The 26887-nt window shown below is 50.0% G+C and carries 22 protein-coding genes and 8 pseudogenes; 16 read left to right on the forward strand and 14 right to left on the reverse strand.

Going from position 1 to position 26887, the window contains the following annotated elements:
- Positions 1-174 precede the first annotated feature (174 nt).
- From cimA to asd, 3 genes and pseudogenes are all read left to right on the forward strand, one after another.
- Positions 175-1671: pseudogene (cimA, locus tag JCM14467_RS07665) on the forward strand (citramalate synthase).
- A gap of 132 nt (positions 1672-1803) precedes the next feature.
- Complete coding sequence (locus JCM14467_RS07670) at positions 1804-2937, forward strand: amino acid kinase family protein (RefSeq protein WP_252901081.1); 1134 nt, start codon at positions 1804-1806, stop codon at positions 2935-2937.
- Positions 2925-3943, forward strand: a pseudogene (gene asd / locus JCM14467_RS07675) (aspartate-semialdehyde dehydrogenase). Before JCM14467_RS07670 ends, asd begins: the two are co-directional and overlap by 13 nt.
- On the opposite strand, the gene JCM14467_RS07680 reads toward asd, so the two are convergent.
- The gene (locus tag JCM14467_RS07680) at positions 3940-4911 is read right to left on the reverse strand and encodes a homoserine dehydrogenase (RefSeq protein ID WP_054849703.1); all 972 of its coding nucleotides are present in this window, start codon (positions 4909-4911) and stop codon (positions 3940-3942) included. The pseudogene asd and the gene JCM14467_RS07680 overlap by 4 nt on opposite strands.
- Positions 4912-5041: 130 nt before the next feature.
- Between JCM14467_RS07680 and JCM14467_RS17055 the strand changes: the two genes are divergently transcribed.
- The 3 genes and pseudogenes from JCM14467_RS17055 to JCM14467_RS20010 all read left to right on the forward strand — a co-directional run bounded on the left by JCM14467_RS17055 (position 5042) and on the right by JCM14467_RS20010 (position 7603).
- On the forward strand, positions 5042-5281 hold the full coding sequence (locus JCM14467_RS17055; protein WP_252901082.1) for a hypothetical protein: 240 nt from the start codon (positions 5042-5044) through the stop codon (positions 5279-5281).
- 5 nt (positions 5282-5286) lie between these two features.
- Complete coding sequence (gene thrC, locus JCM14467_RS07685) at positions 5287-6159, forward strand: threonine synthase (RefSeq protein WP_252901083.1); 873 nt, start codon at positions 5287-5289, stop codon at positions 6157-6159.
- A 238-nt stretch (positions 6160-6397) separates the two neighbouring features.
- A pseudogene (locus JCM14467_RS20010) lies at positions 6398-7603 on the forward strand (MFS transporter).
- 126 nt (positions 7604-7729) lie between these two features.
- Here the strand turns inward: JCM14467_RS20010 and JCM14467_RS20015 are convergent.
- The 3 genes and pseudogenes from JCM14467_RS20015 to JCM14467_RS17070 form a co-directional block, all read right to left on the reverse strand.
- A complete protein-coding gene (locus tag JCM14467_RS20015) occupies positions 7730-7864 on the reverse strand; it encodes a PaREP1 family protein (protein WP_342765498.1) in 135 nt (44 codons plus the stop codon).
- A 203-nt stretch (positions 7865-8067) separates the two neighbouring features.
- A pseudogene (gene argC / locus JCM14467_RS07700) lies at positions 8068-9140 on the reverse strand (N-acetyl-gamma-glutamyl-phosphate reductase).
- 310 nt (positions 9141-9450) lie between these two features.
- On the reverse strand, positions 9451-9819 hold the full coding sequence (locus tag JCM14467_RS17070; protein ID WP_252901086.1) for a hypothetical protein: 369 nt from the start codon (positions 9817-9819) through the stop codon (positions 9451-9453).
- Positions 9820-10002: 183 nt separating this feature from the next.
- Here JCM14467_RS17070 and JCM14467_RS17075 point away from each other — a divergent pair, with 183 nt between their 5' ends.
- From JCM14467_RS17075 to JCM14467_RS07715, 3 genes and pseudogenes are all read left to right on the forward strand, one after another.
- The gene (locus tag JCM14467_RS17075; protein WP_252901087.1) at positions 10003-10155 is read left to right on the forward strand and encodes a hypothetical protein; all 153 of its coding nucleotides are present in this window, start codon (positions 10003-10005) and stop codon (positions 10153-10155) included.
- Positions 10152-10822 (forward strand): annotated as a pseudogene (locus tag JCM14467_RS07710) (ATP-grasp domain-containing protein). Before JCM14467_RS17075 ends, JCM14467_RS07710 begins: the two are co-directional and overlap by 4 nt.
- Positions 10823-10829: 7 nt before the next feature.
- Positions 10830-12007 (forward strand): annotated as a pseudogene (locus tag JCM14467_RS07715) (aspartate aminotransferase family protein).
- A gap of 48 nt (positions 12008-12055) precedes the next feature.
- Here the strand turns inward: JCM14467_RS07715 and JCM14467_RS17080 are convergent.
- From JCM14467_RS17080 to JCM14467_RS07745, 7 genes are all read right to left on the reverse strand, one after another.
- The gene (locus JCM14467_RS17080) at positions 12056-12373 is read right to left on the reverse strand and encodes a homocitrate synthase/isopropylmalate synthase family protein (RefSeq protein WP_252901088.1); all 318 of its coding nucleotides are present in this window, start codon (positions 12371-12373) and stop codon (positions 12056-12058) included.
- On the reverse strand, positions 12370-13362 hold the full coding sequence (locus tag JCM14467_RS07720; protein WP_252901089.1) for a 2-isopropylmalate synthase: 993 nt from the start codon (positions 13360-13362) through the stop codon (positions 12370-12372). Before JCM14467_RS07720 ends, JCM14467_RS17080 begins: the two co-directional genes overlap by 4 nt.
- Before the next feature lie 69 nt (positions 13363-13431).
- A complete protein-coding gene (locus JCM14467_RS07725) occupies positions 13432-14505 on the reverse strand; it encodes a M20/M25/M40 family metallo-hydrolase (RefSeq protein ID WP_054849704.1) in 1074 nt (357 codons plus the stop codon).
- A 2-nt stretch (positions 14506-14507) separates the two neighbouring features.
- Complete coding sequence (lysX, locus tag JCM14467_RS07730) at positions 14508-15365, reverse strand: lysine biosynthesis protein LysX (protein WP_054849705.1); 858 nt, start codon at positions 15363-15365, stop codon at positions 14508-14510.
- A gap of 3 nt (positions 15366-15368) precedes the next feature.
- Positions 15369-15545, reverse strand: coding sequence for an alpha-aminoadipate/glutamate carrier protein LysW (lysW/argW, locus tag JCM14467_RS07735; protein WP_054849706.1), 177 nt, complete (start codon positions 15543-15545; stop codon positions 15369-15371).
- Positions 15546-15632: 87 nt separating this feature from the next.
- Positions 15633-16451: a [LysW]-aminoadipate/[LysW]-glutamate kinase gene (locus JCM14467_RS07740; RefSeq protein ID WP_054849707.1), complete on the reverse strand. Its 819-nt coding sequence runs from the start codon at positions 16449-16451 to the stop codon at positions 15633-15635.
- Positions 16452-16521: 70 nt separating this feature from the next.
- Entirely contained in the window at positions 16522-17718 is a 1197-nt protein-coding gene (locus JCM14467_RS07745; RefSeq protein ID WP_054849708.1) for a pyridoxal phosphate-dependent aminotransferase, read from the reverse strand.
- A 133-nt stretch (positions 17719-17851) separates the two neighbouring features.
- On the opposite strand from JCM14467_RS07745, the pseudogene carA reads away from it, so the two are divergent.
- Positions 17852-18901, forward strand: a pseudogene (gene carA, locus JCM14467_RS07750) (glutamine-hydrolyzing carbamoyl-phosphate synthase small subunit).
- A pseudogene (carB, locus tag JCM14467_RS07755) lies at positions 18891-21984 on the forward strand (carbamoyl-phosphate synthase (glutamine-hydrolyzing) large subunit). Before carA ends, carB begins: the two co-directional pseudogenes overlap by 11 nt.
- Here carB and JCM14467_RS17085 read toward each other — a convergent pair.
- Both JCM14467_RS17085 and JCM14467_RS07760 read right to left on the reverse strand, forming a co-directional pair.
- The gene (locus tag JCM14467_RS17085) at positions 21974-22432 is read right to left on the reverse strand and encodes a hypothetical protein (RefSeq protein ID WP_252901090.1); all 459 of its coding nucleotides are present in this window, start codon (positions 22430-22432) and stop codon (positions 21974-21976) included. The pseudogene carB and the gene JCM14467_RS17085 overlap by 11 nt on opposite strands.
- The gene (locus JCM14467_RS07760) at positions 22432-23325 is read right to left on the reverse strand and encodes a lyase family protein (protein ID WP_252901091.1); all 894 of its coding nucleotides are present in this window, start codon (positions 23323-23325) and stop codon (positions 22432-22434) included. Before JCM14467_RS07760 ends, JCM14467_RS17085 begins: the two co-directional genes overlap by 1 nt.
- Positions 23326-23633: 308 nt before the next feature.
- Here JCM14467_RS07760 and JCM14467_RS17090 point away from each other — a divergent pair, with 308 nt between their 5' ends.
- The 3 genes from JCM14467_RS17090 to JCM14467_RS07770 are packed head-to-tail and all read left to right on the forward strand — an operon-like array spanning position 23634 to position 24893.
- Positions 23634-23786 carry a hypothetical protein gene (locus JCM14467_RS17090; protein ID WP_252901092.1) on the forward strand — a complete coding sequence of 51 codons (153 nt, stop codon included), beginning with the start codon at positions 23634-23636 and terminating at the stop codon, positions 23784-23786.
- A complete protein-coding gene (locus JCM14467_RS07765; protein WP_252901093.1) occupies positions 23773-24600 on the forward strand; it encodes a transposase in 828 nt (275 codons plus the stop codon). Before JCM14467_RS17090 ends, JCM14467_RS07765 begins: the two co-directional genes overlap by 14 nt.
- The gene (locus JCM14467_RS07770) at positions 24594-24893 is read left to right on the forward strand and encodes a zinc ribbon domain-containing protein (RefSeq protein WP_054849710.1); all 300 of its coding nucleotides are present in this window, start codon (positions 24594-24596) and stop codon (positions 24891-24893) included. Before JCM14467_RS07765 ends, JCM14467_RS07770 begins: the two co-directional genes overlap by 7 nt.
- A 531-nt stretch (positions 24894-25424) precedes the next feature.
- On the opposite strand, the gene JCM14467_RS07775 is transcribed toward JCM14467_RS07770, so the two are convergent.
- Positions 25425-25913 carry a PaREP1 family protein gene (locus tag JCM14467_RS07775; RefSeq protein ID WP_054849711.1) on the reverse strand — a complete coding sequence of 163 codons (489 nt, stop codon included), beginning with the start codon at positions 25911-25913 and terminating at the stop codon, positions 25425-25427.
- A gap of 148 nt (positions 25914-26061) precedes the next feature.
- Between JCM14467_RS07775 and JCM14467_RS17095 the strand changes: the two genes are divergently transcribed.
- Both JCM14467_RS17095 and JCM14467_RS07780 read left to right on the forward strand, forming a co-directional pair.
- On the forward strand, positions 26062-26304 hold the full coding sequence (locus JCM14467_RS17095) for a hypothetical protein (RefSeq protein ID WP_252901094.1): 243 nt from the start codon (positions 26062-26064) through the stop codon (positions 26302-26304).
- Complete coding sequence (locus tag JCM14467_RS07780) at positions 26274-26765, forward strand: phospholipase D family protein (RefSeq protein ID WP_252901095.1); 492 nt, start codon at positions 26274-26276, stop codon at positions 26763-26765. The genes JCM14467_RS17095 and JCM14467_RS07780 overlap by 31 nt, the downstream gene beginning before the upstream one ends.
- The last annotated feature ends 122 nt before the right edge of the window (positions 26766-26887 follow it).

Here is a 26887-nt window from a genome sequence, read left to right on the forward strand (position 1 = left end):
CTACTAACTGATGGCATGCCTTACCTGGTTACCGTAATCATCCTCAATATATTATTGTCAATAGGTAATGCTTATATATACCTACTATAGTTTAACTTAGTATGGTCGGTCAGGGTGGTGTAGAAATCCGCCAGGGTTGAGGTACTGGACACGACACTTAGGGATGGGTCGCAAATGACTGGTATCTCGTTCACACTCAATGATAAGGTAAGGATTGCCCTAATGCTTGATGACCTAGGTGTTGATTATATAGAGGGTGGTTGGCCAGGGAGTAATCCTAAGGATGCCGAGTTCTTTAGGGTAATGAGGAATTACTCCCTAAGTCATGCAAAACTCGCACCTTCGGCATGACTAGGAGGAAGGATGTAAATACGAAGGATGATCCAAACCTCGCGGCCATATTGGATTCGGGCGTTGGCGTGGCTGTCCTCGTTGGTAAGTCCTGGATACTTCACGTTAGGGAAGTGCTTAGGGTTAGCCCTGAGGATAATCTGGACATGGTCTACGACAGTATTCGTTACCTAAGGGATCACGGGTTAAAGGTGATCTTTGATGCGGAGCACTTCTACCAGGGATTTAAGGAAGACCCTGATTATGCACTTAAGGTTGTTAAGACCGCCGAGGAGGCTGGGGCTGACACCGTGGTACTTGCCGACACTAATGGCGCCATGCTACCGCACGAAGTCTATGAAATAACAGGTAAGGTCGTTAAGGAGCTTAAAACAGTGGTTGGAGTCCACATGCATAATGACTCGGGCTGCGCTGTTGCTAACACGGTGATGGGTGTATTGGCTGGTGCGCGCCATGTGCAGGGTACGATTAATGGACTTGGTGAGAGGACAGGTAATGCTGACTTGGTTCAGGTAATACCAAACCTGGTGCTTAAGCTTGGCTTTAGGGTTCTCAGGGATGTTAATGGCCTAAAGAAGTTGAAAGCAGTATCCAGGTTCGTCTATGAGGCCGCGGGCCTAAGTCCAAACCCATACCAACCATACGTCGGTGATTACGCCTTCTCACATAAGGCTGGGCTTCACGTGGATGGGGTTTCCAAGGTTACGAGCTTATGAACATGTGGACCCTGAACTCGTTGGTAATACCAGGAGGTTCGTGGTTTCCGAACTCGCGGGTTCCTCAAACATACTAGTACACCTAAGGGACTTAGGAATCAACCTGAGTAAGGACGATCAAAGGCTCAAGCGGGCGCTGGAGAAGATAAAAGTCCTCGAGAATGAGGGTTACAGCTTCGACCTAGCGCCAGCCTCAGCAATACTCATCGTACTCAGGGAAATGGGCCTATTCAAGGACTTGCTCAAGGTCGATTACTGGAAGGTGGTTAGTGATGACGATATGCATGTGGCAATAGTCAAGGTTAATGGTGAGTTGGGCGTTGCTGAGGGTGTCGGTCCAGTGCACGCAATTGATAAGGCATTGAGGAGTGTCGTCTCGAGACTATTCCCTGAACTCAATAATGTAGTGCTTACCGACTACAGGGTTATATTACCTGGCGAGGTTAAGAACACGGAGAGTGTCGTTAGGGTGCTCATGGAGTTCAGCGATGGTAAGTTGAGGTGGAGGACTGTGGGCGTTTCGAGGAGTATAATCGCTGCGAGTGTCGAGGCTTTAGTTGATGGGCTTAACTACATCCTAATGATTAATCATTATAAAAAGTAAATTAGACAATAATAAATCCTTCATTGTATTAATTCTATATATTATTGTTGCTATTTATACTATGGCAATAGGTATATACTATACTCGAGATAGTAAATTTTAAATATGTGCTATGTTCGAGCCTATATAGAGGTGATCGGATGGAAATGGAAACCTGTACTAAAACGGGGGGTTAGGATCTCGAAGGTAGGTGGTTCGTTACTGACGAGCGGTAATGTCCTAAGCGTAATAGGTAGGGTCGTTGGTAGGGACTACGTTGGTAATAAGCTCATCCTCGTGGTCTCTGCGATGAAGGGTATCACGGACCTATTAATAAGGGCCTTTGACAATCATGACCCCAATGCGTTAGATGTAGTGGTCTCGATGTACGTAAATGAGGCTTTAAACCTCGGCCTTAATGACTTGGCATCATTCCTTGAGCTCATGCGTGAGGAGCTGCGCAGGTTCATAAACCTGGGCGAGCCCTGGGTCAGGGATCACGTTATCGTTCATGGCGAGTTATTCTCGGTGTTGCTCATTGAGAGGTTACTTAATGATGTACTTGGTCTGAGGGCTAAGGCCGTCTATGAACCTGGCATAGTCACTGACAGTAACTGGGGCTTCGCATCAGTAAATCACGAGTTAAGTAATAGGTATGTTATTGAGAGGTTGGGTAACGTGCTTAGTAAGTACGATATTGTCGTAGTTCCTGGTTTCCTTGGTGTCACAAGTGATGGTAGGTACACATCACTTGGCAGGGGCGGTAGTGACTACACGGCATCATTACTGGCCAATTACCTAAATGTCTCACAATTAACCTTCTACACGGATAGTGGTGGATTATTAACGGGTGATCCAAGGATAGTAAGTGACCCAGTACTACTTAGGGAGGTGAGTTACGAGGAGGCATACATAGCATCAATGCTTGGTGCTAAGAAATTTCATCCAAGGACCTTCGAACCGCTACTCAAGAGTAGGGTCTTGACTGTAATAACGGATCCCTGGCATGATAGTGGCACATACGTGACGAACAACTGCGTGTCAATGCCAAAGCTGACCACGGTTAATGAGGCTGGTAACGACTTATTCAGGGTTTCCGTGGTTGGTTGTAGGATTTCACAAATAGATGATTTGAGGAATGAGATTCACAAAGTGGTGCTGTCATACGACGTAAGCACTGTTAAGGATGAGGGACCTCACGCCGTATCGGCATTATTAAAAGACCGAGATAACGCAATTTCATTGGCAAGGGACCTGCATAGGTGGGTGAGGTCATGGATCGCGTGAGGGTCTCGATACTTGGGGCCACGGGATTGGTCGGCCAGTGGATGGTTAAGTTACTGACTAACCACCCATTCATTGAGTCGTCGGTTTATCAGCATCGCCTGGCAAGGTTGGTCGTAAGTATGGCGAGACCGTCCACTGGTTCATACCTGGTGACATACCTGAGTATGCCAGGGACATAACACTGGTCTCCACGGACCCGAAGGACCACAAGTCAGCCGACGTGGTACTGTCGGCACTGCCCAACGAGGTTGCATGGCCCATTGAGGGTAAGTTGCTTGAGGCTGGGCTTAACGTTATATCTAACGCATCACCCGAGAGGATGAACCCGAGGATACCGCTGATAAACCCTGAGGTTAATTGGGAGCACCTGGGCATACTCAGGGAGGTTAAGGGTAATTGGATTGTTAAGAACCCGAACTGCACCGCGGCCATAATATCAATGCCCCTAAAGCCGATCCAGGACTTAATCGAGACACTGCACATAGTCACCCTGCAATCGGTCTCCGGAGCTGGTTACCTGGGCCTGTCCTACCTTGCCATTGATGGTAATGTGATACCGTTCATAAAGGGTGAGGAGGAGAAGATTGATGCAGAGCTGAATAAGATGCTCGGTAGGCAATACCCGGATAAGTTCGAGCCCTGGGGTAAGTCAATATACGTAACCACGACTAGGGTCCCCGTTAAGTATGGGCACATGGCCGTAATACATGCGATCCTCAATAAGGACGTTGACGTGAACTACGTCATTAATAGATTGAGAAGCTTCAAATCCCTGCCTCAGGAGAGGGAGTTACCCACGGCGCCTAGGGAACCAATCAAGGTTATTAATAGGGTAGACGCACCACAACCTGCCAGGGACTTGGACCCAATGGCTGTGAGTGTTGGTAGGGTTGCGATCAGGGACAGGGTGCTCAGGCTGGTTGCCCTGGGTGATAACCTGGTCCGTGGCGCAGCAGGGATTACCATACTCACGGTGGAGACTATGAAGGTATTAAACATACTCTAGTATCCTCTATTAATTATGTATGCCAAGTCCGTTAATACCGCCTGGGCCGTCTCCATCGGGCCAGCCCCAGGCCCTATCACCATGATATCGCCCAACGTGTCAGTGCCGATTCTTAATGCATTCAGATTCTCATTTACGTGAGCCAATACATCACCCCTATCCAATGCCATAGGCTTCACGTAGGCCACGTCTTTATTCGCAAAGGCTATTAACTTAACTATCTTATCCCCAAAGGCCCTAATATCTATGTCACGTATTCCCCTGACCTCCATACCCTCGAGACTGTGCCTCCAACCAAGCACTCTCGATATTATAATAGCCTTAAGGGCTGCATCCCAACCATCAATATCAAGTGATGGATCAGCCTCAGCATAGCCCCTCTCCTGGGCTATCCTTAATGCCTCATTGAAGCTCATGCCCTCGTACATCCTGGTGAGTATGAAGTTTGTCGTGCCGTTTAGTATTCCCATGAAGTAATTAACGCTGGCCCCAGGAAGTAGTTCGAGTACGTTGAAAGATGGTGTACCAGCCATTACCGTGCCCTTAAACCTAACCAACCTATTATACCTCCTACTGAGTTCCATTAACTCATCGTAATGAAAAGCTATTGGGCCCTTGTTGGTGGTTATCACGTGCTTACCACTCCTAATCGCGGTTGATAAGTACGTGAACGCTGGTTCACCCCTATCCCTTATGTTTAGGTCAGTGAACTCACAGACGATGTCCGCATCACTCTCCTCAATGAGTTGGGGAACCTCATCAATGTCTATTCTCCTCCCCAATAACCTGCCACTCCGTGCCTCATCAACCACGTTGGGTCCAGGGTTAATTATGTGCCCGCGCCTCCTATCAATTATCTCACTAACCTGGACATCTGCGTTAAACGCGTCCTTCTTCATACTCAATAGCCTAAAGAAGGCTTGGCCAACGTTTCCAAAGCCAATTATTAAAACCCTGTACCTCCTCATCCCGCCAGCAATGTGCCTTTTATAATCTACTTAAGAGTATTACCATGAATCAATGCCCTATTAATTTAATGGTAATGCTTAAATAACCTAAATAATTAGTGCTAATGGGGATTGAAATGGAAACCTAGGCATGAGTTCTAGGGCATTAAGTAAATACATACTAAAGTGCCCAAGATGCGGCTTTGAGGTTGAGGCAAACCCGTACGTAATGAGGTGCCCAAGGTGTGGCGAACTACTTGATGCGGTACTTATTGCTGATAGGGTTAGGATCAATTGGGGTAGTCTACGCGATAGGGGTGTGTGGAGGTATAGGGACCTACTGCCCGAGCCTGACAATGTTATTACCATGGGCGAGGCTCAACACCGCTGATCAGGTTGAGGGGTTACGGTAATGCATATGTTAAGTTTGAGGGTGCTAACCCAACGGGTTCGTTTAAGGATAGGGGAATGACCGTGGGCGTTTCGCTGGCGTCATCAATAGGTGTTAGGGGCGTCATAGTAGCTTCCACGGGTAACACGGCGGCATCCGCAGCGGCCTACGCTGCTAGGGCGGGCCTTGAATGCGTGGTTGTCCTGCCCAAAGGCGGTGTTGCCAGGGGTAAATTAGGCCAGGCCATGCTCCATGGCGCGAGGATTGTGGAGGTTCCCGGCACATTTGATAATGCGCTTGAGTACGTACTAGAGACGGTGCTAAGTAATGGCCATGTCGAGGATGCCCATTATTACCCGCTGAACTCAATAAATCCGTGGAGGTTGGAGGGTCAGAAGACCATTGCCTTTGAAATTGTTGAGGAGATCGGCGTGCCTGACTACGTGTTTGTACCGGTGGGTAATGGTGGGAATATATACGCCATTTGGAAGGGCTTTAGGGAGCTCATGGAGCTCGGCATTATTGACCGTGTGCCAAGGATGATCGGTGTTCAGGCTGAGGGCGCGGCGCCAATGGTTAGGTACTGGAGGGGCTTGGGTGAGGCTAGGGTTGATAATCCGAGGACTGTGGCTTCAGCGATAAGGATTGGCAAGCCGGTTAATTGGTTTAGGGCTTATAGGGCCGCTAAGTATAGCGGTGGCATGTTCATTGAGGTTAGTGATGAGGAGATATTGACGGCCCAGAAGGTGCTTGGTAGGGAGGGTATCGGTGTCGAACCAGCCAGTGCAGCGTCGTTAGCGGGTTACATAAGGGCTCTGCGTGAGGGCTTGGTTGATGCCAGGGACAAGGTTGTGTTGATAGCCACTGGGCATGCCTGAAGGATCCAGATGCATTATTAGCGGGCAATGGTAATAATGCCATTAGCATCTCATCAATAGATGAGTTAAAGGCCCTGGTGATTAACGGGAAAATATAGAGTCAATGATAAATCCTCACAATGATAAATGGAGTATAAATATAAAATGGATAATGTTTAAATAGGTTATAATTATCGAGAGTTCTTGCGACTATGAAGCTGGAACGGAAGTGAATAATTGGCGTAATGTTGTTGGTTCAATGCTAGGCTGGGGTTTGGATGCCTATGCCTTCGTTGCACCAATAATCGCCCAAGTCTTCTTTAGTCAACTAGGTCGTTTGGGCTCGATGATTGCGACCCTCGCCGCCTTCAGCGTATCCCTAGCCGTTAGACCGCTTGGTGGTGTGTTCTTTGGTAATCTGGCTGATAAGATCGGTAGGAGGTACGTACTATACATCACAATGATTGGCGCCGGTTTGTCAAGCTTCCTGATGGGCTTCCTACCAACCTACGCCCAGGTCGGGCTAATCGCCGTCGCGCTCCTCGTACTCCTTAGGTTTGCGGTGGGCTTCTTCCTAGGTGGTGAGTACTCGTCGAGTGGTGTCATGGCCGTTGAGAGCGTGGTTAAATACAGGGGGTTGGCGAGTGGCATTATGCAGGCTGGTTTTGACCTGGGTATATTTGGCGTAACCTTCACATACACGTTGGTGGCCACCTACCTGCCCGAGAATGCCATGTACACCATTGGCTGGAGGATTGTGTTCTGGAGTGGCATAGTCACCACGGTGATTGGTTGATTATTCAGGAGGAGACTACTGTCGGAAGCCCCTGAGTGGGAGGTTGCAGAGAAGGTGAGGAGTCCATATGAGGTATTATTCACTAGGTATTGGTTGCCCGTAATAACGATATTACTAGCCACAATGGGCTTCCTATACGAGTACTACGTAATGCTCGAACTCTCACCATTCATTCTACAGAACATACTCAACTACACACCAGCCCTTGCCGGCCTAATACTCACGGTGCTTTCAGCAAGCGACGCCGTTGGTAGTGTCTTTGGCGGTGTCCTTGTTGATTTGTTCAGGAGTTCGTCAAGGGCCCTGCTCACGACGGCATTGATAATAATTGCCCTCATATACCCAACGATGTACGCAATACTAATGCTAGGCAATGGCTGGTTAGTACTTCTGTGGGACTTCATAGCCGTATTGCCCGTGGGTGTTATGCAGGTCTACATAAGGGATTTACTACCGCCCAACGTCAGGGCCACAGGGGCAGGCCTTGCCTATAATGGCGGAACCTGGCTTGCGGCTTGGGCCGCAATAATAACGACGTTGATGGCCGGGGCATCCAAGGAGCCAGGCCCCTGGCTAATGGCAATACCGGTAAACATGGCATGGAGCAGCGCATTAATGATCATAAGCTCGATAATCGCCCTATACATCATGAAGCGCGCCAGCCATTAATTGAGAGACATAATCATTAACATCTATTAAAATCAAAGTTCTCTTATTTTGCTAAGACTTATTGCTTTTGACGATATCCCTGACAAGCCTAATAAACATACCCCACATCCTCCTGACCTGCCCTGCTTAAGTCTCGCCAAGGTTTAGCGCCACCGCCAAGGCCTTAATGACCTCCTCAACCACCTTGTAGAGCTTCTCACTGGCCTGGACAGGATCTTTATTAACCAAGTCCATGTCCTCATTAAGAAACTTCTCAGCCAACTCCAGGTGCGCCCTGGAGCGCCCAGTGGAGTCGAGGTTTAAAGCCCTGGATATTAAGTCGATGAGGTCTATACCTCTCTTTACGGCTTCGTTGATTATGCTCTCGGTATTGCCATCGCGTATTTAATGTTGTTCGTGGGCTATAAAGTTTCGTAATTAATTTGAACAAATTAAAATGCTGTTTAATTACTTAACGTGCCCCATCATACTGGGTATAGTGGGGCTTGGTCTAGCGCTGTTGTTTCTGGGAAGCCAAGGGCCACATTCATTGCCTGAACCGCCTGGCCGCTGGCGCCCTTCATTAGGTTGTCAATGGCCGCTAGTACGACGAGCTACCCAGTCTATTGTCTATCTCGAAGCCTATGTCAACCAGGTTTGAGCCAATCACGTACTTAACGTCTGGGTACCTTTGAAAGCCCGCCCTGTCCTTAACAATCCTGATGAATGGTTCATTACCGTACATGGACCTAATGGCCCTCCAAACATCTGGCTCCTGCACAGGCTTTACTAACACGTGTGCGCTGTGGTTAGGATACCCCTGACCAAGTCCACTGCGTGCGGCGTGAATGCAACACGTACCTGCTTACTGACTATTAGGCTTAATTCCTGCTCAATCTCAGCCGTGTGCCTGTGATGAACAACCTCGTAGGGCCTAATCACGTATGTCCTGAACGGGTGTAGGTCTAGCCTGGGCGCATGGGCCCCAGCGCCTGAGCTCGAGATCTTTGCATCAACCACAATCCTATCAGTGTCTATGAGACCTGCCCTAACCACAGGGGCTAGGGATATTATTGATGCCGTCGCCATGCACCCAGGAACCGCAATTAATTTAGCGCCCTTCAACTCCTCCCTGTGCAGCTCGGGCAGTCCATACACGGCCTTCCTGAGTAGGTCTGGGTATGGGTGTGGCTTCTCCCAACCATACCACTCAACATATGCGTTTGGGTCCTTGAGCCTGAAGTCAGCTGATAAGTCGATGACCGTTAGCCCAGTCTCATAGAGCTTCGGTACCCACTCAACACTCTGCATGGGGTAGCGCCAGGAATACCAAGTCAGCCTCCTTCTTCAGTACGTTATCTATTGTGGAGTCCGTGAAGGTCAGGTTCGTCTTACCCCTAAGATTTGGGTGGACCCTGAACACGTACTCACCCTTGAACTCCCTCGATGTTGCGCAGACTAACTCAATGCCAGGGTGGTTGAGTAATAGCCTAAGTAACTCACCGCCAGTTATTCCGCTGGCCCCAACGACGCATGCCCTGTACTTACCACCTGCCATCTAACCACCCCACGATTGTACTCACCACGCTGTTCACGGTATTCATTATTAACTCAACCTTGGTTCAATGCCGAGGACCACATAGTCGCTGCCGTAGGCCCCAATGGTGTATGTGCACATTAGGCACTTAATGTCCCTGGATAGTTTAAGGACCCAATTACCCAACTCACCACAGCCAATGCACTCATCACCAATTACCTGGGCGTTAATGAGCTATCGGGCGCCCTAATCACCATGTTAATCCTAGCCAGTGGGTTGGCCATGTACATCCTATGCTCAGCCACAGACTTACCACCCTCCCAAGTCGTCACTACACCATCCAGCCCAGGGCCGGTGTTGGCGTTGCCAGGTAGGCCCTACCAAGGCCCTTAATTAACTTACCAACCACGTTCGGATTAAGGGCAATACTAACCTCAGGCGTTGGGTAACCAAGCCTGGATAGCTCTCTGAAAAGTAACGCCCTATTAATAGCCATTATATAGGCATCGCGTGGGTTCAGAGTATCCTCGAACAACCCAGATATGACGAAGGCCTCGAATGCATCGTCAAGGAGAAGGACGGCCTTACCACCCACATAACCAACCCCATCATCCCTAGTATTCACTAAGAATACCCTGAACCCTTTACTCACTAATTCATTGTGTATCCTCTGCTCCACAGGCCCGTACTTACTGAGCACAAGTGAGAGGTCTTGTTTAACCGTGGTTCCCGCTTCAATGACGTCTCACCAATGCCTACATGGCAACGGGGCTTTTAAATATTTTCTTTACTAATTTCGGAGTTATAGGCATACTATTGTTTATTGGGGAAATATTTATATAGCGTATTTAGAGCCGAAGCTTGGTAGTATGGAACGGTTTCCATGCTATATGACACAATGAGGACCGAAGAAAAACTAATACTTAAGGAGTTTAGAGACTTCGGTGTTACCGTCTCCCTACTAAATATTGATGAATTATCCCTAGACCTAAACAGGGTGGTAATGACCTGGGCACGGTCCTTGTTAGACCCATGAGCCACTCAAAGGCGGGGATTATCGCCCGCATCCTGAATATTCATGGAGTGAGGACAATCAATAAGGGCCTGGCCATAGAGAATTCATGGAACAAGGCCATTGCGATATCGACCCTGGTTAGGGCGGGCATACCCACGGTACCGACAAAGCTCCTATTCTCGGCGAGCGCCCAACATGATGGTATTAATTACCCAATCATTGTTAAGCCTATACATGGTTCCTGGGGTAGGCTCGTGAGCCTGGCGGGTAGCACCGAGGACCTAACAATGCTGCTTAGGCATAAGGCCGTTGGCGAGACTTACATGAGGATTTCCATGGTCCAGCCATTCATTGGTGATGGCACGGACTACAGGGTTTTCGTCATTGGTGAGGAGGCTGTGGCTTCAATGGTCAGGAGACCGAGCAACGATGATTGGAGGAGTAACGTGGCTAGGGGTGGGGTTGCCCAGGCGGTTAGGCTTGGTGATGATGCGTATGAGATAGCGATCAAGCCGTGAAGGCCCTAGACCTTGATTATGCCGGTGTTGACCTGCTCCATAATGATGAGCGTGGTTACATGATTAATGAGGTTAACGCCATACCCGAGTTCAAGGGGTTAATGAGCGTTTCTGGCGTTAATATTGCGCGTAGGATAGTTGAATATGTTATAAACACCGCTAAGAGGTGATTAGGTAATGAGTAACGATCTACTCAGGTTTGAGGATGAGTACCTGGCCAGGTACTACAGTAAGAAGCCCATAAACATTGTCAGGGGCTACATGCAGTACGTGTGGGACTCAGGCAATAATAAGTACCTCGACATGCACACGGGCTTTGGCGTTGCCTTCCTCGGACATAGGAACCCAAGGATTGTGAACGCCATTAAGGAGCAACTGGATAAAATAATAACCGTCCCACTGACATTCTACAACGACGTTAGGGCTGAGTTCATTAGGGAATTCATGAGGGTAGTACCGAATAGCTTCGGCAAAGTATTCCTGCAGAACAGCGGTACTGAGGCCGTTGAGGTTGCCCTTAAGATTGCGAGGAAAATAAGTGGTAAAGCCGAGTTCCTGGCGTTCATGAACTCATTCCACGGAAGGACCATGGGCTCACTATCAGTGACCGGTAACGAGAAATACAGGAAGGCCTTCGAACCACTGCCCTACAAGGTCAGGTTCGCACCATTCAACGCCGTTGACCAGGTGGATAAGTTGGTGACTGAGGATTTAGCCGCAGCAATTGTTGAGCCAATACAGGGCGAGGGCGGTGTTAACCCGGCTAAGCAGAATTCCTTAGGGCGCTTAGGCAGGTAACTAGGGAGAGGAATGTGCTCCTGATATTCGACGAGGTACAGACAGGCTTCGGCAGGACTGGGCGTGTCTGGGCCTTTGAGAATTACGGCGTTGAGCCCGACATATTCACGGCAGGTAAGTCCATAGCAGGCGGCTTACCAATAGGGGTCACTGTGGTGAGGAGGGAGTTTGGTGATGTCTTTGAGCCTGGGGAGCACGGCTCAACCTTCGCGGGTAATCCCCTGGTCATGGCCGCGGCTAAGGCCGGCGTTGAAGTATTACTAGGCGAGAATGTGCCAGAGAGGGTTAGGGCCGTGGGTGATAGGTTCATGAGGATTCTCGAGGATGAACTCAACGGTTTAAAGGCGGTGCTTAGGGTCAAGGGCATGGGACTGATGCTGGGTGTGGAGCTTAGGAGGAGGGCTGACCCATACATTGATAGGCTGATCAACATGGGGTTACTGACCAGCGTGGCCGGTGGGACTACAGTGAGGTTATTACCGCCGTACTGCATAACCGATGAGGACTTGGAAGCCGCTGTGAAGGCTCTTAAGGCAGTGTTTTCTGACTCCTCATGACCTCGTTAAGAACCTCACTTAAATCCTCATTACTCAATGGCTCTCTCCTTAAACCCTCATCGTACAACTGCATGATCCTCCTATACATGGCATCAACCAGGTCAGGTGATGGGTCCATACCATGAGCCTCAACCAATACTCTATCGATGATCTGCCTGAGTACGGGCCGATGACTATGTTAGCCCTGCGGCCAATTACCTCAGGATCCATTGATAGGTACGTCATTGGGTTCCTCAACTGGGCATCCACATGAATGCCCGCCGCTGTTGTGAAGGCATTCTCACCAACGATTGGTTGGTACCTGGGCACCTGGTAATTGAGACTCCTGAACTCCTCCGCAATTTTACTAATTACCTTAGGGTTCATACCATCAAATGAGCCCTGATCCTGGCATACCAAATGACCAGGGCCTCAATGGGTACATTGCCCGCCCTCTCGCCAATGCCGAGTAGTGTACCGTTGTTTACCGAGGCTCCGTAAAGCCAGGCAGCCACCGCGTTGGGTACTGCCATGTAGTAGTCACCGTGCCCATGAAATTCAAGTGACTCACTGGGTATGCCCAGGGCCTTCCTAAGGACCCAGACTAACTTGGGAATGCTGTAGGGTAGTGGTGCGAATGGGTATGGGACACCAACGCCCGTGGTGTCCGGCAGCTTAATCGTGATCTCAACGCCATATCTCTCCCCAAGCCTTAGGAGCTTCTCCACGAATGGTATTACGAAGCCGATCACGTCGGACCTAGTCACATCCTCAAGGGAACACCTAAGCCTAATACCCTCCTTGAGCGCGTACTCGGCGGTCTCGAGGTATTTACTCACGATTCTGTCCCTAGTGGAGTTGAACTTATACCTAATGTGTATGTCCGATATGGACATGAGCATTACCATCTCATCAAGCCCAGCATCCCTAACTAACCTAACATCCTCAACCCTAGCCCTACCCCAACCAATGACCTTAGGCCACTCAAGGCCTAGGTCCCTAACGGCCTCAACCAACTCCCTATCTCTACGACTATATAGAAAGAACTCACTCCTAATGATGCGGCCGCTCCCATTGTCCAGGTCGGCCAACAACCTAAATAATCTAACGGCGTCATCGATTGAGTAATAAACATAGAATGCCTGCTGCCCATCCCTAAACGTAGTATCGGTAATAAATAATCTCTCAGGCGGTTCAGGGTCTATGTTTATGCCGTCAGTCATTAACCTGGGAGGCAACGGCCACTGCTTAATAACGGCTTCATCCAGCTCTTCATAATCAATACCCTCACGCCTTAATAGCTGCCTTAGTAATTCGTTTTCATTACCTCCCTGGAATCGTAGGGTCTGGTTAGTACCTGCTTCAATGGGAACCACCCAGGTATTTCGTGAAGTAAATAATTTATAAATTTTACCCTTAATAATAAATAACAATTTAAATATTACTTACCTATAAATACTCATAAATTCACTCACCGCATGCTTATATACCTCAATGGCCTTGAGATAATCATCAATGAGTATGTACTCCTCGAGTGAGTGTGAGAATGTGCCGTCACCAGGTCCGTAGGCAACCATGTTCCTAGTTAACACAACCAGGTCATTCATGTCGCTTGTGCCCCACTTCCTAGCCAGCACGGGTCCCCTACCCAGTACCTTAATTATTGCCCTAGACACAGCCCTGGCGCTGGCGTTATTGACAGGGACCTCCACAGGCTCTGTGCACCACCTAACATTAATGCTTACGGAACCCCCATACCTACTAAGCACCTCATTAACCGCATTCTCAACATCCTCGCATGACCTGCCCGGCGGTATCCTAACGTCAAGTATTAACCTGCAGTTGCTCGGTATCATGTTCTCCGCCTCACCGCAGTTAATCATTGTTGGCGTTACTAGGAAATTCTCATAGGACGTGCCGGCGCCCAGTGCATTCCATAGGTCCCTGTAAACATTCATTGCGATGAGTATTGAGTTTGAGTCCAGGTCTGGATTTGACGCATGCCCTCCCCTGGTCCTCACGTTAACCTCAATCTTAGTACCACCCCTGTACTTAGTGACCACCCTATCCACGCCGGTTGGCTCACCAACAATTATGCCGCTGGGCCTCGGCACGTGGTTACCAGTTATTAAATGCCTAGTGCCCAGGCTATCACCCTCCTCATGTACAACCGCTGCCAGCACGAGGGTTCCCCTGCTCAACTCGCTCTCCATGAAGGCTATCGTCATTGCCATTAACGGGCCCTTATCATCACTGGCACCCCTGCCAATGATTTTATCACCCTCACGCCTAACCTCTATGAAGCCTGGCACGGTGTCCATATGCGCATGAAGCCATAGCACAGGCTCGCCACTACCCCTAATGGCGATTACATTACCAACATCATCAATCCTAGCCTCAAACCCATTCATAATGAGTAATTCCGATAGGAACTCCGCGAGTTCATGTTCACCACCCGTGGGTGAGTAAATGTTCAGGGCCTCCATGAGTAATTTTAACCTGGCCTCATCGCTGAACATTCTCAACCCCTCTTGACAACGTCTCTAACAAGCTCCGCAATTCGCCTAGCAACGTTAACCCCAGTAACCCTCTGCACATTCTTAAACTCAGGCACCGTGTTGACCTCAAGGACCTTGTAACCACCGTCAGACTCAACAACATCGACACCTACGTAATAAGCGCCTATTGCCTTAGTAGCCCTGACACTTATATCCTCAAGCTCTGGGTCGATCGTGACGGCCTCTGCCCTACCGCCCCTGGCAGTGTTTGTCCTCCAATCATCATTAACCGCGTATCTGTAGATCGCGGCAACAGCCTCATCACCAACCACCGTCACCCTAATGTCCCTACCAGGCTTTCTAACGAACTCCTGGATCAGGTAAGTCTCGTACTGCGGATTCTCCATGGAACTCCTATGTCTCGCCAGCAATGCGAAGTCCTCGGTGCTACCCGCCAGGCTCACGAGCCTACCCCAGGAACCATGTATAGGCTTAACAATAGCTGGGAAGCCAATGATGCCCAGGGCCTTGGTTGCAGACTCGCTGGATAGGGCTACTACTGTGTTTGGTATTGGTACACCGAAGCGGTTAAGTATTGCCAGGGTTACGGCCTTATTATTCCCAATCATTATTGAGGCATACGGGTTTATTGACCTACCGCCAATCACCTCGTACATTTGCGATAGTAACTGCGTCCTGGTCTGGCTAACAGTCCTTATGAATGCGATACCGACCTCGTTGACTCCAGGGAATTCGAAGATTACTTCCTCAGCGTTCACGAGCCTATAATTAATGCCCAGGTTGTCGAATTCCCTAATTAGGAGCTTCTCGTCGAGCCTTATGGTGTCGTAGAGGAAGTGTACGACTTCAATCAGAACCACCCCTTATTCTCCCCAATCCTCCTCCTCAACCTTAATAATCTTCAGCTGGATCAACCCATTCTGAATAACCACTTGGTACTTCTGACCACAGCTCGGGCAGCTTATCAACTCACCATCGAGTACGTCATCCGGCACCTCTATGTCTGCTCCACAGACCTGGCAGGAGACTTTGGTTGGCATCAGTACTGCGTGAATATAACCTATTTATAAGCGTTATGGTCAATGCGGGAGGTTTTATAAATAATATGGAGTAGATATATACTAACCTTAGGAGTTACTGGACGGGACTACATGCGTGCCTAAGCCATTAATTGCTGATGTTATTGGTCTTTCGATGGTGCCGTTGGATATTATCGTGTATATACCCCTACCCGCCAACTGAGCAGCCGTGTACACTTTCCTCTTCATACCGCCCCTAACCTCGGGATTCTTAAATAACCCCTGGGCCTCAGCGGCATTAACCCTACTAATGACCTTACCATTCACAATAACGCCATCAACATCCGTGAGGATCACGGCATAGTTAGGCATTAGTGAGGTCGACAAGACCTCGAGTGCTTGGTCCCCATCAACATTTAATGCACTGCCCGTCTTATTGTCCATGGCTATTGGCGCTATGACGGGCGTAAATCCATCATTAAGCAGTCTCATTATAAAGTCCCTATTGGCACTCTCTATCTTGCCCGTATAACCACCATCAACAACCCTCTCCCTACCCCTCTCATCAATTATTATCATACTCTCCCTCCTCCTAGCCCTGAGAAGCCCAGCGTCAAGGCCTGATAGGCCAATGGCATTAACGCCAACGCCCTGCAACCTACTCACCAAGTCCTTATTTAGGTACATCATGCCCATCACATAGACCCTCAGTGTCTCTAGGTCCGTATACCTACTCGTGACACCGCTGGGGCTTGTTACGAACTTGGGCTTAATCCCCATCCTCTCCATTAACTCATTTATGAAGTAGCCACCGCCGTGGACGAGGATTACCCTATGGCCATTACCGATTAATTCAGGGACCTCCCTAATGAGGTTATCAACGTCCTTCCTTATCACTGACCCACCAACCTTTATTATTATGAGCATCACTGTGGGGTTGCGCTAAAATATTATAAATATTGCCATGAATGAGGTATTTAGAATCATAATTCGCAATTTAGAGCGAGCCCCTCAAATCATTAATAGCCCTGTTGATCCTTTCAACGCCTAACTGCAGTCTATCAATACTCTCTACCACGAATGATATCCTGATGGCTGACCTATAAACATCGCTGAAGTAGGTGCCCGGTATTACGGTTACCCCATACCTCTCAAGCAACGCCTCGGCGAACCTCTCGGAATCCCTTATGTACTTCGATAGGTCAACGAAGACAAACATCGAGCCTCTAGGAACGATAAACCTGGACTCGGGTAGGTACTCCCTCAATGCCTTAACCACCGCATCCCTCCTGGACCTATACTCATCAATTATATACTTTAGATGCCTCATCCTAACCTCAGACCTGAGGTATGCCGCCACGAACCTCTGGGCAAACACCGGTGGGCAGTAGGTCATTTCCTCGGCCGCGAGTTTTAGCTTCGGGATGGCATTGCTTGGGCCGTAGATAAAGCCCAACCTCCAACCTGGTATTCCTGGATCCTTCGAGAAGGTGTTTATTGATATCACGTGGTCAGGCGCGTACCTGTAAATGTAAGTGTGCTCGCCCTCGTAGATCAACGTCCTATAGGCCTCATCAGACACTATCCAGAAATCCTTATCCACGGCTAGGTCTGCTATAGCCCTCGCGGTCTCCCTATCAATTATATTGCCTGTCGGGTTGTCGGGGGATACGAGGACCAATGCCTTCGTCTTATTTGTTACTAATTCCTTAAGCTTCTCAATATCAACCCTAAACCCATCATCCATGCTCAGGTAAAGTCTCCTCACCCTACCGCCGAAGTACTCAATTATTGGCTTATACCCAAAGTACGTTGGGTCAAGTAGTATGACCTCATCGCCCGGGTTCAGTATTGTCATGAATGTTGCGAACATCCCCTCCTGACCGCCCGCTATAACAACTATGTTGTCTGGGTTAACGTCAATACCGCCAAGCCTCTTTAAATCCTCGGAAATCGCCTCCCTCAACTCCAGAACACCCTGGCTGGGCGTGTAGCCGTAAAGCTCCATGCCACTCTCCTCAATCAACTGCTTAGCCAGTAATGACCTGATCTCGATGGGCGGCGGTATCCCGGGTTGTCCAGCTGATAGGTTTATGATATCCCTCCTCTCACGCCTTAACCTCTCCCTAATTGCGTCAATCCTCCTGGTCGGGCTTTCCCTCAGGAAGGTTATTGATTGAGAGAAGCCGCGCATTGCAGTCCCTATTTTAAACAAATATATATACATTATGTATTTAGCGTCGTGATGTAAGTGCCTTAAGGGCAAAGCTTATAAAATATTTATAATGAGGACGTCTGAATGATTCGGTTTGAGGAGGAGATACCTAGTGCTTCAGGATGGTAGTGTATACCGTGGATATGCCTTTGGGGCTGATAATGAGGTTGTTGGTGAGGTTGTCTTCACAACAGCTAATGTTGGTTACCCAGAGTCGTTAACGGACCCATCATACAGGGGGCAAATACTGGTGTTCACGAGCCCGTTAATCGGTAATTACGGTACGTCACCCGACCAGTGGGAGAGCGACTCAATACAGGTTAGTGGTGCCGTGATCTTCGACCTAACAATGCCGAGCCACTACACATCCATAATGAGCCTTGATGAGTGGTTTAGGAAGGATGGCGTGCCTGGCATTTATAGGGTGGATACCAGGGCATTGACTGTTAAGTTGAGGGAGGTTGGCGTAATGATGGGGGTCATTGCCGATGACGTTGATAGGGCCATGAGAATGCTCAGGGATGCCCCTAAGTACGATGATATTGACTTCACGAGACTCGTGACGCCAAGCAGCCCAATTTATTACGGTGATGATGACAAGCCCTGCATAGGCATTGTGGACTGCGGCGTTAAGATGAGCATTGTGAGGAATCTACTGAGCAGGGGTTTCAGGGTCGTTAGGTACCCATGCCACATGTGGAGGAAGGCCCTGGATAACTGCGATGGGGTTCTGCTGAGCAATGGTCCCGGCAACCCAAACCTACTGACCTACCTGAGTGACGTGGCCACGGAGGTCATTAGGGATAGAATACCAACTCGGCATATGCCTAGGGCACCAGGTAATAGCCCTTGGGATCGGGGCAAGGATTTACAAGATGAGGTATGGACATAGGGCAATCAACAAGCCTGTCCTGGACCTAATAAGGAATAAGGTCTACATAACGACCCACAACCACGGCTACGCAGTGGACCCTGAGAGCATTAAGGCACCGGCTTCAGGGTATGGGCCGTACAGCCTGATGATGGTACCGTGGAGGGCCTAGTGCATGAGAGACTGCCAATACTAACGACGCAGTTCCACCCAGAGTCAAAGCCGGGCCCGTTGGATGCCAACTGGGTCTTTGATGAGTTCGCTAGGATGGTGATTAATCATGGACGTTAGGAAGGTCCTAGTTATTGGGAGTGGGCCGATCAAGATTGCGGAGGCTGCGGAGTTTGATTACAGCGGTATTCAGGCCTTGAAGGCTTATAAGGAGGAGGGCATAACCACGGTTTTGGTAAACCCAAACGTGGCTACGGTACAGACCACGCGAGTATTCGCAGACAGGGTCTACCTGGTGCCCATTAAGCCCGAGTTCCTCGAGATTGTAATCGAGAAGGAGAGGCCAGACGCAATCGCCTGCGGCTTTGGAGGCCAAACAGCGCTTTCGGCCTGCGTTAACCTAAATGACTTGGGCATACTCAGGAAGTACGGTGTCAAGGTCCTGGGCACGCCAATAGAGGGCATTAGGTCCGCCCTGAGTAGGCAGTTGTTTAAGGACTTAATGAGTAGGCATGGAATACCGGTGCTACCCTCCAAGACCACGTACTCACTAAACGAGGCCCTAACCGCCGCCAGGGAGCTGGGCTACCCAATACTGGCCAGGGTATCCTTCAACCTAGGCGGTGCAGGGGCCTTCGTTGCGCGTAATGATGATGAATTGGTCAGTAAGTACCACAAGGCCCTGGCAATGAGCGAGATTAAGGAGGTCCTGGTCGAGAAGTACATTGGTGGTTGGAAGGAGATCGAGTTCGAGGTAATGAGGGATCAGTACGGCGATTCCGTTGCCGTGGTCTGCATGGAGAACATAGACCCAATGGGCGTGCACACTGGCGACTCCGTGGTGGTTGCGCCCTGCTTAACGCTAACCAATGATGAGTATCAAAGGGCTAGGCTAATCTCGATTGGCGTCGCCAACGCCATAAACCTAATCGGCGAGTGCAACGTGCAGGTAGCAATTAACCCGAGGGGCCCTGAGATGTACGTGATAGAGACCAACCCAAGGATGAGCCGCTCAAGCGCCCTAGCCAGCAAGGCCTCAGGCTACCCACTGGCCTACATAGCGGCCAAGCTGACGCTTGGTTATAGGCTTAGCGAATTAATCAATAGGGTTACCGGCAGGACTGTGGCATCCTTCGAGCCGAGCCTAGACTACATCGTGGTCAAGATACCGCGTTGGGAGAGCGATAGGTTTGGCGTTGATGAGTCCCTGGGACCCGAGATGATGAGTATTGGCGAGGTTATGGGTATTGGTAGGACGCTTGAGGAGGCTTGGCAGAAGGCGGTTAGGATGCTCGACATTGGGGAGCCGGGCCTAGTTGGTGGTAGGATCTACGAGGAGGCGAGTGTTGAGGAGGCTATTAGGGTTGTCAAGGAGAGGAAGCCATACTGGTTCCTATACACAGCCGTACTACTCAGGGAGGGGTTCACAGTCGATGAGATCAATGAGTGGACTGGCGTGGATAAGTTCTTCCTAAACGCCATCAGGAGGGTCGTGGAATTCTACGAGAGGTTGAGGAAGGGCGAGCCACTACCGCTTGAGGAGGCCTACGTGCTGGGCTTCAGCGAGGAGCAGTTGAGAAAGGCCCTGGGCAGTGAACCTGAGAGGAGGCTGCCAGTGATCAAGCAGATCGACACCCTGGCTGGTGAGTGGCCAGCATCAACGAACTACCTATACCTAACCCACGGTGGTGAGGTTGATGATAACACGGGGCCAGGCGTCGACGCCGTGGTGACCGGGGCCGGGGTCTTTAGGATTGGCGTTAGCGTCGAGTTTGATTGGTCCGTGGTCAATACCGTGCTCATGCTGAGGAGGCTCGGTTATAGGTTGGCATACTGAATTATAACCCGGAGACTGTGAGCACGGACTGGGACTTCGCGGATAAGCTCTTCTTCGACCAACTAACGCCAGAGACCCTCAGGAACATCCTGATTAAGGAGAAGCCAAAGCTCGTGGTCCTATGGGCTGGCGGGCAGATTGGGCAGAGACTCTATGGTAAGGCAAGGTCGTGGTTAATCGAGGGCGTTAGGATCCTGGGCACAAGCCCAGAGTCCGTGGACCTAGCCGAGGATAGGTCCAAGTTCTCGAAACTACTCGATGAGCTTGGTCTCGACCAACCGCCCTGGGCCTACGCATCAACTATTGAGGAGTTGATAGGACTTGTCGAGAGGTGGCTCGACTACCCAGTCATTGTTAGGCCCAGCTACGTACTTGGCGGGACCTACATGGCATTGCCAGGGATAGGCAGGAACTACTGAATTACGTCAATAGGGCCACCAGGATAAGCCCTGAGCACCCAGTCGTAGTGTCCAAGTTCATTGGCGATGGCGTCGAGACCGAGGTTGATGGCGTCAGCGATGGGAAGTCGGTCATTGTCGTGCCAGTGGAGCACATTGAGCCGCCCGGCGTTCACTCTGGGGATAGCACCATGGTAATACCGCCCAGGGGCCTCGACTATAAATTGAACGATGAGTGGAGACTTAGGATGGCGGAGGCCTCGCTTAGGATCGCCAGGGCCCTGAACATAGTTGGCCCATTCAACATCCAGTTCATCGCCAGGGATAGGCTATACGTGATCGAGGCTAATGTTAGGTCGAGCAGGGCAATGCCCTTTACCAGCAAGGCCACCGGCGTCAACCTCATGAACCTGTCGGTGAAGGCCGCCCTGGGTGGCCTGGGCATGGATAGGGAGTTCAGGGTGCTTAGGCCTAGGCGTTGGTGGGTTAAGGCGAGCCAATTCAGTTGGAGTAGGGTTAGGGGTTCATACCCGAGGCTTGGCCCTGTGATGTACAGCACCGGCGAGGTCGCCTCGAGTGGTAGGGTGTTTGAGGAGGCCCTGCTGAAGGCCTGGCTATCAACAACCCCGTCCAAGGTACCCAAGAGGAATGCCCTGGTTTACACCTACGATGAGTACCACGCTAAGGCGATTGAGGAGGTGAGGAAGCACTTAGGTAAGTGGCTTACTATCCTCGACGACACCGAGGACGTGAGGGCCATGCTTAAGCAGGGTATGGTCGACATAGTGATTACGGGCGGCGACACAATGGATAGGGACTACACCACAAGGAGGCTCGCCGCAGACACGGCAACGCCAATAATACTGCATCCAAGTCTCGGGCTCGAGCTTGCGAGGGCCTTTGGGTGGTTGTGGGGTGGTGGTAAGTACGTTGTTGAGGAGTTGGTTGAGGCCGAGACTACCCAGTGAGTAGTTTATTTTCAACCTCATCGAGCCTACTCACAATTGAGTTAATCCTAGCCACCAACTCCCTGACCTCATTAATCCTCGCCCTCGCCTCGTTGATGATGAACTGCGGGTTTGAGGATCCCTGGACCGGCTTAGCCAGGGCCTCATTGACTCCGAGCCCAACCCTGACGCCCTTCCTGAGCTCCCTAGCGACCTCATTATACACGTCCCTGAAGGGCACCCCATCCCTCATCGACCTTACCTCGGCGTACTCGGCAGCCGTGACCACGTACTTGCTCAGGGACTCGCTGACGCCATCCTCATTGACCCTTACGCCATTAATGAAGTCCGTGAGTATTGACAGGCCCTCAACAGCGATCCTAATTATTGCCCAGAGGTGCCTGGTCAACTCCTGCAGGTCCAATTGGTAGCCAGACTCCACGGGCCTGAGTATTGAGTACATGGCCATTAAATGCCAATGGCCTCACCAATCCTAGCCCTGAAGACCTCGAGCGTGGCCGGGTTCCTCTTATGCGGCATTATACTACTCGTGGCCAGGTGGCTCGGGTCAGCAGTGATGTAGCCCAGCTGTGGCATTAACCACATCTCGAGGTTGTTAATGAACCTACCAACCTCCACGAGGTAATTAACCAACGCCGACGCAGTCTCAATGGCGAAGTACCTGGAGCCCGTGGCGTATATTGTGTTGCTGACAACACCATCGAAGCCCAGCTCGGCGGCCTCCCTGGACCTATCAATACCAACCATGGTGCCCGCTAAGGGCCCACTACCCAGCGGAGACCTATTGACCAGGTTGAACACGCGCATTAACCCGTCTAGGAAGTCCCTGGACAACTCATCCAGGTATAGCATGTAATGGCCGAGCGTCGTGACCTGGGCGGGCTGCCTATGCGTCGAGCCAATGACCACCCTGTCGTAAGCCTCAATGGCCTTACCCAGCAAGGCCTCCCTAAGCCTAAGCACCAATAGGACCAGGTCAAGCAAAGCCCTCCTAAGCCTAAGCCTAATCGCAGTGGCCACGTGGTCATTCCTAGACCTACCAATCCCAACCCAACCACCGATACTCCCCAACCTCCTAATGAGCTCGGCCTCCACGTACTCATGAACATCCTCATAACCACTCAATCTACCAGGGTCATAACCACCACGCCAAATATCCCTAAGAGCACCCCTAATTTTACCAGCCACATCACCACTAACCACGCCAACCCTCTCAAGCTCATTAACGTGAACAATCAACGCAATAATCACATACCTAAAAATCTCAGCATCATCAAAAACCGAGGACATATAACCAACCTTATCAACACTCCCAGGACCAAGCAACTCCCTACGATACATCAAGGCATGAACAAAAACACAATTATAAGGATTATTTGGTGTGTCGTGGTTTGGCGTTGGTGCTTGTTAATCCTTATTGCCCCGTTCCCCGCATTCCTGCGTGCCTAATCACCTGGTCATTTCCTGTCGGGTCTGTGCCTCATTCTTGGGGCGTCATTGTTCAGTTGCCGCGGGGCTTCGGCGCCGGTGGGTTCATCGGATTGTCCTCCCCAAGACACCGGGCTTTCCGTGATTGTCCATTCACCCTGGGGGTTAATAAATCTTTCTAGAGAAAGACTTATAAGTTAGTATTGTTTTTTTTCGCCTTGATGTCTAGTGTCTTGTATGTTGAGGGTACGATTATAACGCAGGGTAGGGGTGAGATTAGGATTTACGTGAGGAAGAGGTACTGGGAGAAGCTTAGGCCGTTAATCGGTAAGGAGGTGAAGATACTGATGGTGGTTGAGGATGAAAGCCCATAGGACACTGATTATCAAAAGACCATTGAGACTCTTCACAGAGGAAGAGAAGAATGCATTGGTTAGGGTTCTTACTAGGGTTGATGCGTTGGGCAACCTATGGGCTAGGGGCTTTACTGTATATCCACCTGACCTGGACTCCAGGTTCGTTTATGCGTTCAATTACTTCAAGAGCGAGATTAGTTTCAGTAATGGGGTTAAACCGCCTAAGGTCTGGTTTGCCAAGGTCCACGCCATGCTCAATGTGGGCCTTAGGCTCAATAATGAGCGTGATAAGGGTGAGGGAGTCTTCATTGACTTAACCAGTAATGTGCTCAGGCTTAGGTGGGTCATTAAGCGAAGGGCAATAACAATCAACCTAACGCCTAGTGAGGTTAGGTACATTAGGGAGCGATTGGGCGAGGATGGTAGGCCCAAGCTGGCTAGGGCGTGGATTGATGGTGATTATCTGAAGATTGCCATAGCTTTCGAGCGTGAGGTACAACCAATACAACCCAGTGAGTACATGCTCGTTATTGACGTGAACTCGTGGAGAAACGGGATTGTCTGGGCATTAATTAAGGACGGTTCAATCTCATCCCTTGGCCGTGGGAGACCTTGGCTTAGGCGTATTGATAGGCTCTACAATGAGGTTTTGAGACTTGAGCAGGAATATGGTAAGTTGAGGAGGCTTGGACTTCACAAGTCTGTTAAGGGTAGGCGTTTATGGCGTGAAATTAAGATGTTGAGACGTAAGTTGTACGCCTACACTAGGGATTATGCGCAGAAGATTGCTCATAAGCTCGTCATGAAGCCATTAGGTATAGGGCCTTGGTAATCATTGATGATGTTATTGAGGAGGGTAGGCGTGAACTGATCGAGAACGGCCTTAACAACGGCTTGCTGAAGCTCTACTTGGCTGGCCTTAGAAGGTTCGTGAAAATACTAACAAATCAACTCACCTGGTACGGAGTGCCGTACCAATTCAAGAGACTACCAAGCACAAAATGCCCAATTTGTGAACATGAACTAAGGCAACTACCGGGTAGAGTCATGGTCTGCGACCAATGCGAATTCAAGGCAAACAGAGACCTAGTACCAATACAATGGGCAATAAAAATACGGTGCTAAACATTTAGGTGCCTTGTTTTTGCAAGAGAGGGTCTTCATTCCCGAGGCTGTGCTGCTTGAGTTACATAAGCGGCACCGGGTAATACACTCATGCTGGGGATAACTTCAATAATTCGCAATTCAACACGCTGGGTCACTACGATGATGCATTACCGGAGCTCTACGACCTAAAGGTGGGCGTGCTAGGCCCTTCGAGGTCTTTGATGGGATTAGGGACTACGAAGAACTAAGGTACTTCAAGCAATACGCGGTTCCCAGGGATAAGAAGTTGGCGCTTGGCATAGTCAGTGTTAAGTCGAGGAATGTGGAGCCCGTGGAGGTGATTAGGAAGAGGTATGAGGCAGCCTGGATGTCGTTAATGGAGACCCAAACAAACTAATTGTAGTCCCAGGGTGCGGATTCGCATCAAGGCCACAAACCCAGTGCAAACCCTGGAGTCGGCCAGGCGGAAACTAAGGAACTGGTATTGGCAATAAAAGGGCAGCAGTAGGAACGACTAAGAGGAATGCGTAAGTAAGGACGTGAAAATCATCAAGACTCCGCTGCCACCTTACTTATTAATTCCCTGGCCCTCTCGATTAATTTCCTGATTAATGCGGTTGCCACTTCGTCATTGGGCACCTTGCTCCTTATGCCCTCTGGGTCGGGGCCGTTGTATTGGTATTCATGTAGTTCCAGGGCTATTGCCGTTAGCTCGGTAATGCCTGGTATGACCTTCTCAAGCTCTATACTTAGCTCCATTAACCTACTCGTTGGTGCCACGGCCGCCACCCACTCGTGCATGGGAACTAATACAGAACCGACGCGCTTGTTCCCACGGTATTTCTCCCTGAGGAGCCCCACGTTACTGAGGGCTATGTACGATATGAACGCCTTCCACGCCTGGAAGGCCTTACCAGCAGCATTCCTCACAAGGCCCTGACCCAGGAACGCCTCAGCAACACCAAGCTCAGTCACAGCCTCACCAAGCCTCCCCCTAGCCAAGGCCCCAACATCGAGCTCCCTAACAACCACACCCATCAACAAAAACAAACGAGTAACAATAAAAACCCAATCCCCGAAACCAGGGCAAAGCACGATGATTACTACCGCATCACCGTGCTCCACAAATTTGTGTGGGTGGTGAAAGTTTTGGTTTACTGGTCTTGGCCGTGGCTGGTGTTGATTATTGATTGTTTGGTGTTGTGTGCTTGGGTTTGTGGGTTGTGGTGTTCGTGTGGTTAGTTTTTTAATGCTGTGTATTGTGATTTGTTTCGTGGCTGGTGAGGGCTATGTGGTTGGTGTTGGTATTAGGGATGTTTTTGATGAGGTGCTTAGGGCTAGGGTGGCCTACGTGGTTAGTCCCTGGATCCAGGAGCCTATGCCAGTAAGCTCCTCAAAATGGTCATGGAGGGTAGGGCTATGGTCGTGACCAGCAGGGGTGAAGATAATGCATTCTATAACTTCCTGGACAAGTTAAGAAATACAGCGGGTATTAAATATGGTCTCCTACTCTTGATAATTGGCATGACGGGATTACTAACAATCTTATTTAATGGCATATTCATTAGTGGTAGTACCATCCTTTACCTGATATTCCTCCTGGCATTCATAGCGCCGGGCCTGGCGCTAATCCTATGGGCTAGGATGAGTGCTAAGGAACTACTGAGGAAAAATCCCTGGCTCGCCAACATTAGGCTAAGCCCACCCCTTGGGGAGGATGGTTTCATACACATTAAGCTCTACATAGCTGACGGCAGGGCCTGGGTTGGTAGCGCCAACATGACGGTATCGGCATGGAAACACAATATCGAGGTCCTAGTACCAATAGACCTGGAAACGGCGAGGAGGATCTTCGAAGAGGCTTGGTCAATGGCAAGGCCACTAACTTAACGCCGTGTTAAAATGTCCACGGGAGGTGGGAGGGTTATGGCCTATACTCGGTGCCTCTTATGTAATTGTAGAGTGTGATACCGCATCTGCGGGTCCTTAATACCTACCCTGCCTATGAATGA

Source organism: Vulcanisaeta sp. JCM 14467 (assembly GCF_001316245.1).
GTDB lineage: Archaea > Thermoproteota > Thermoprotei > Thermoproteales > Thermocladiaceae > Vulcanisaeta.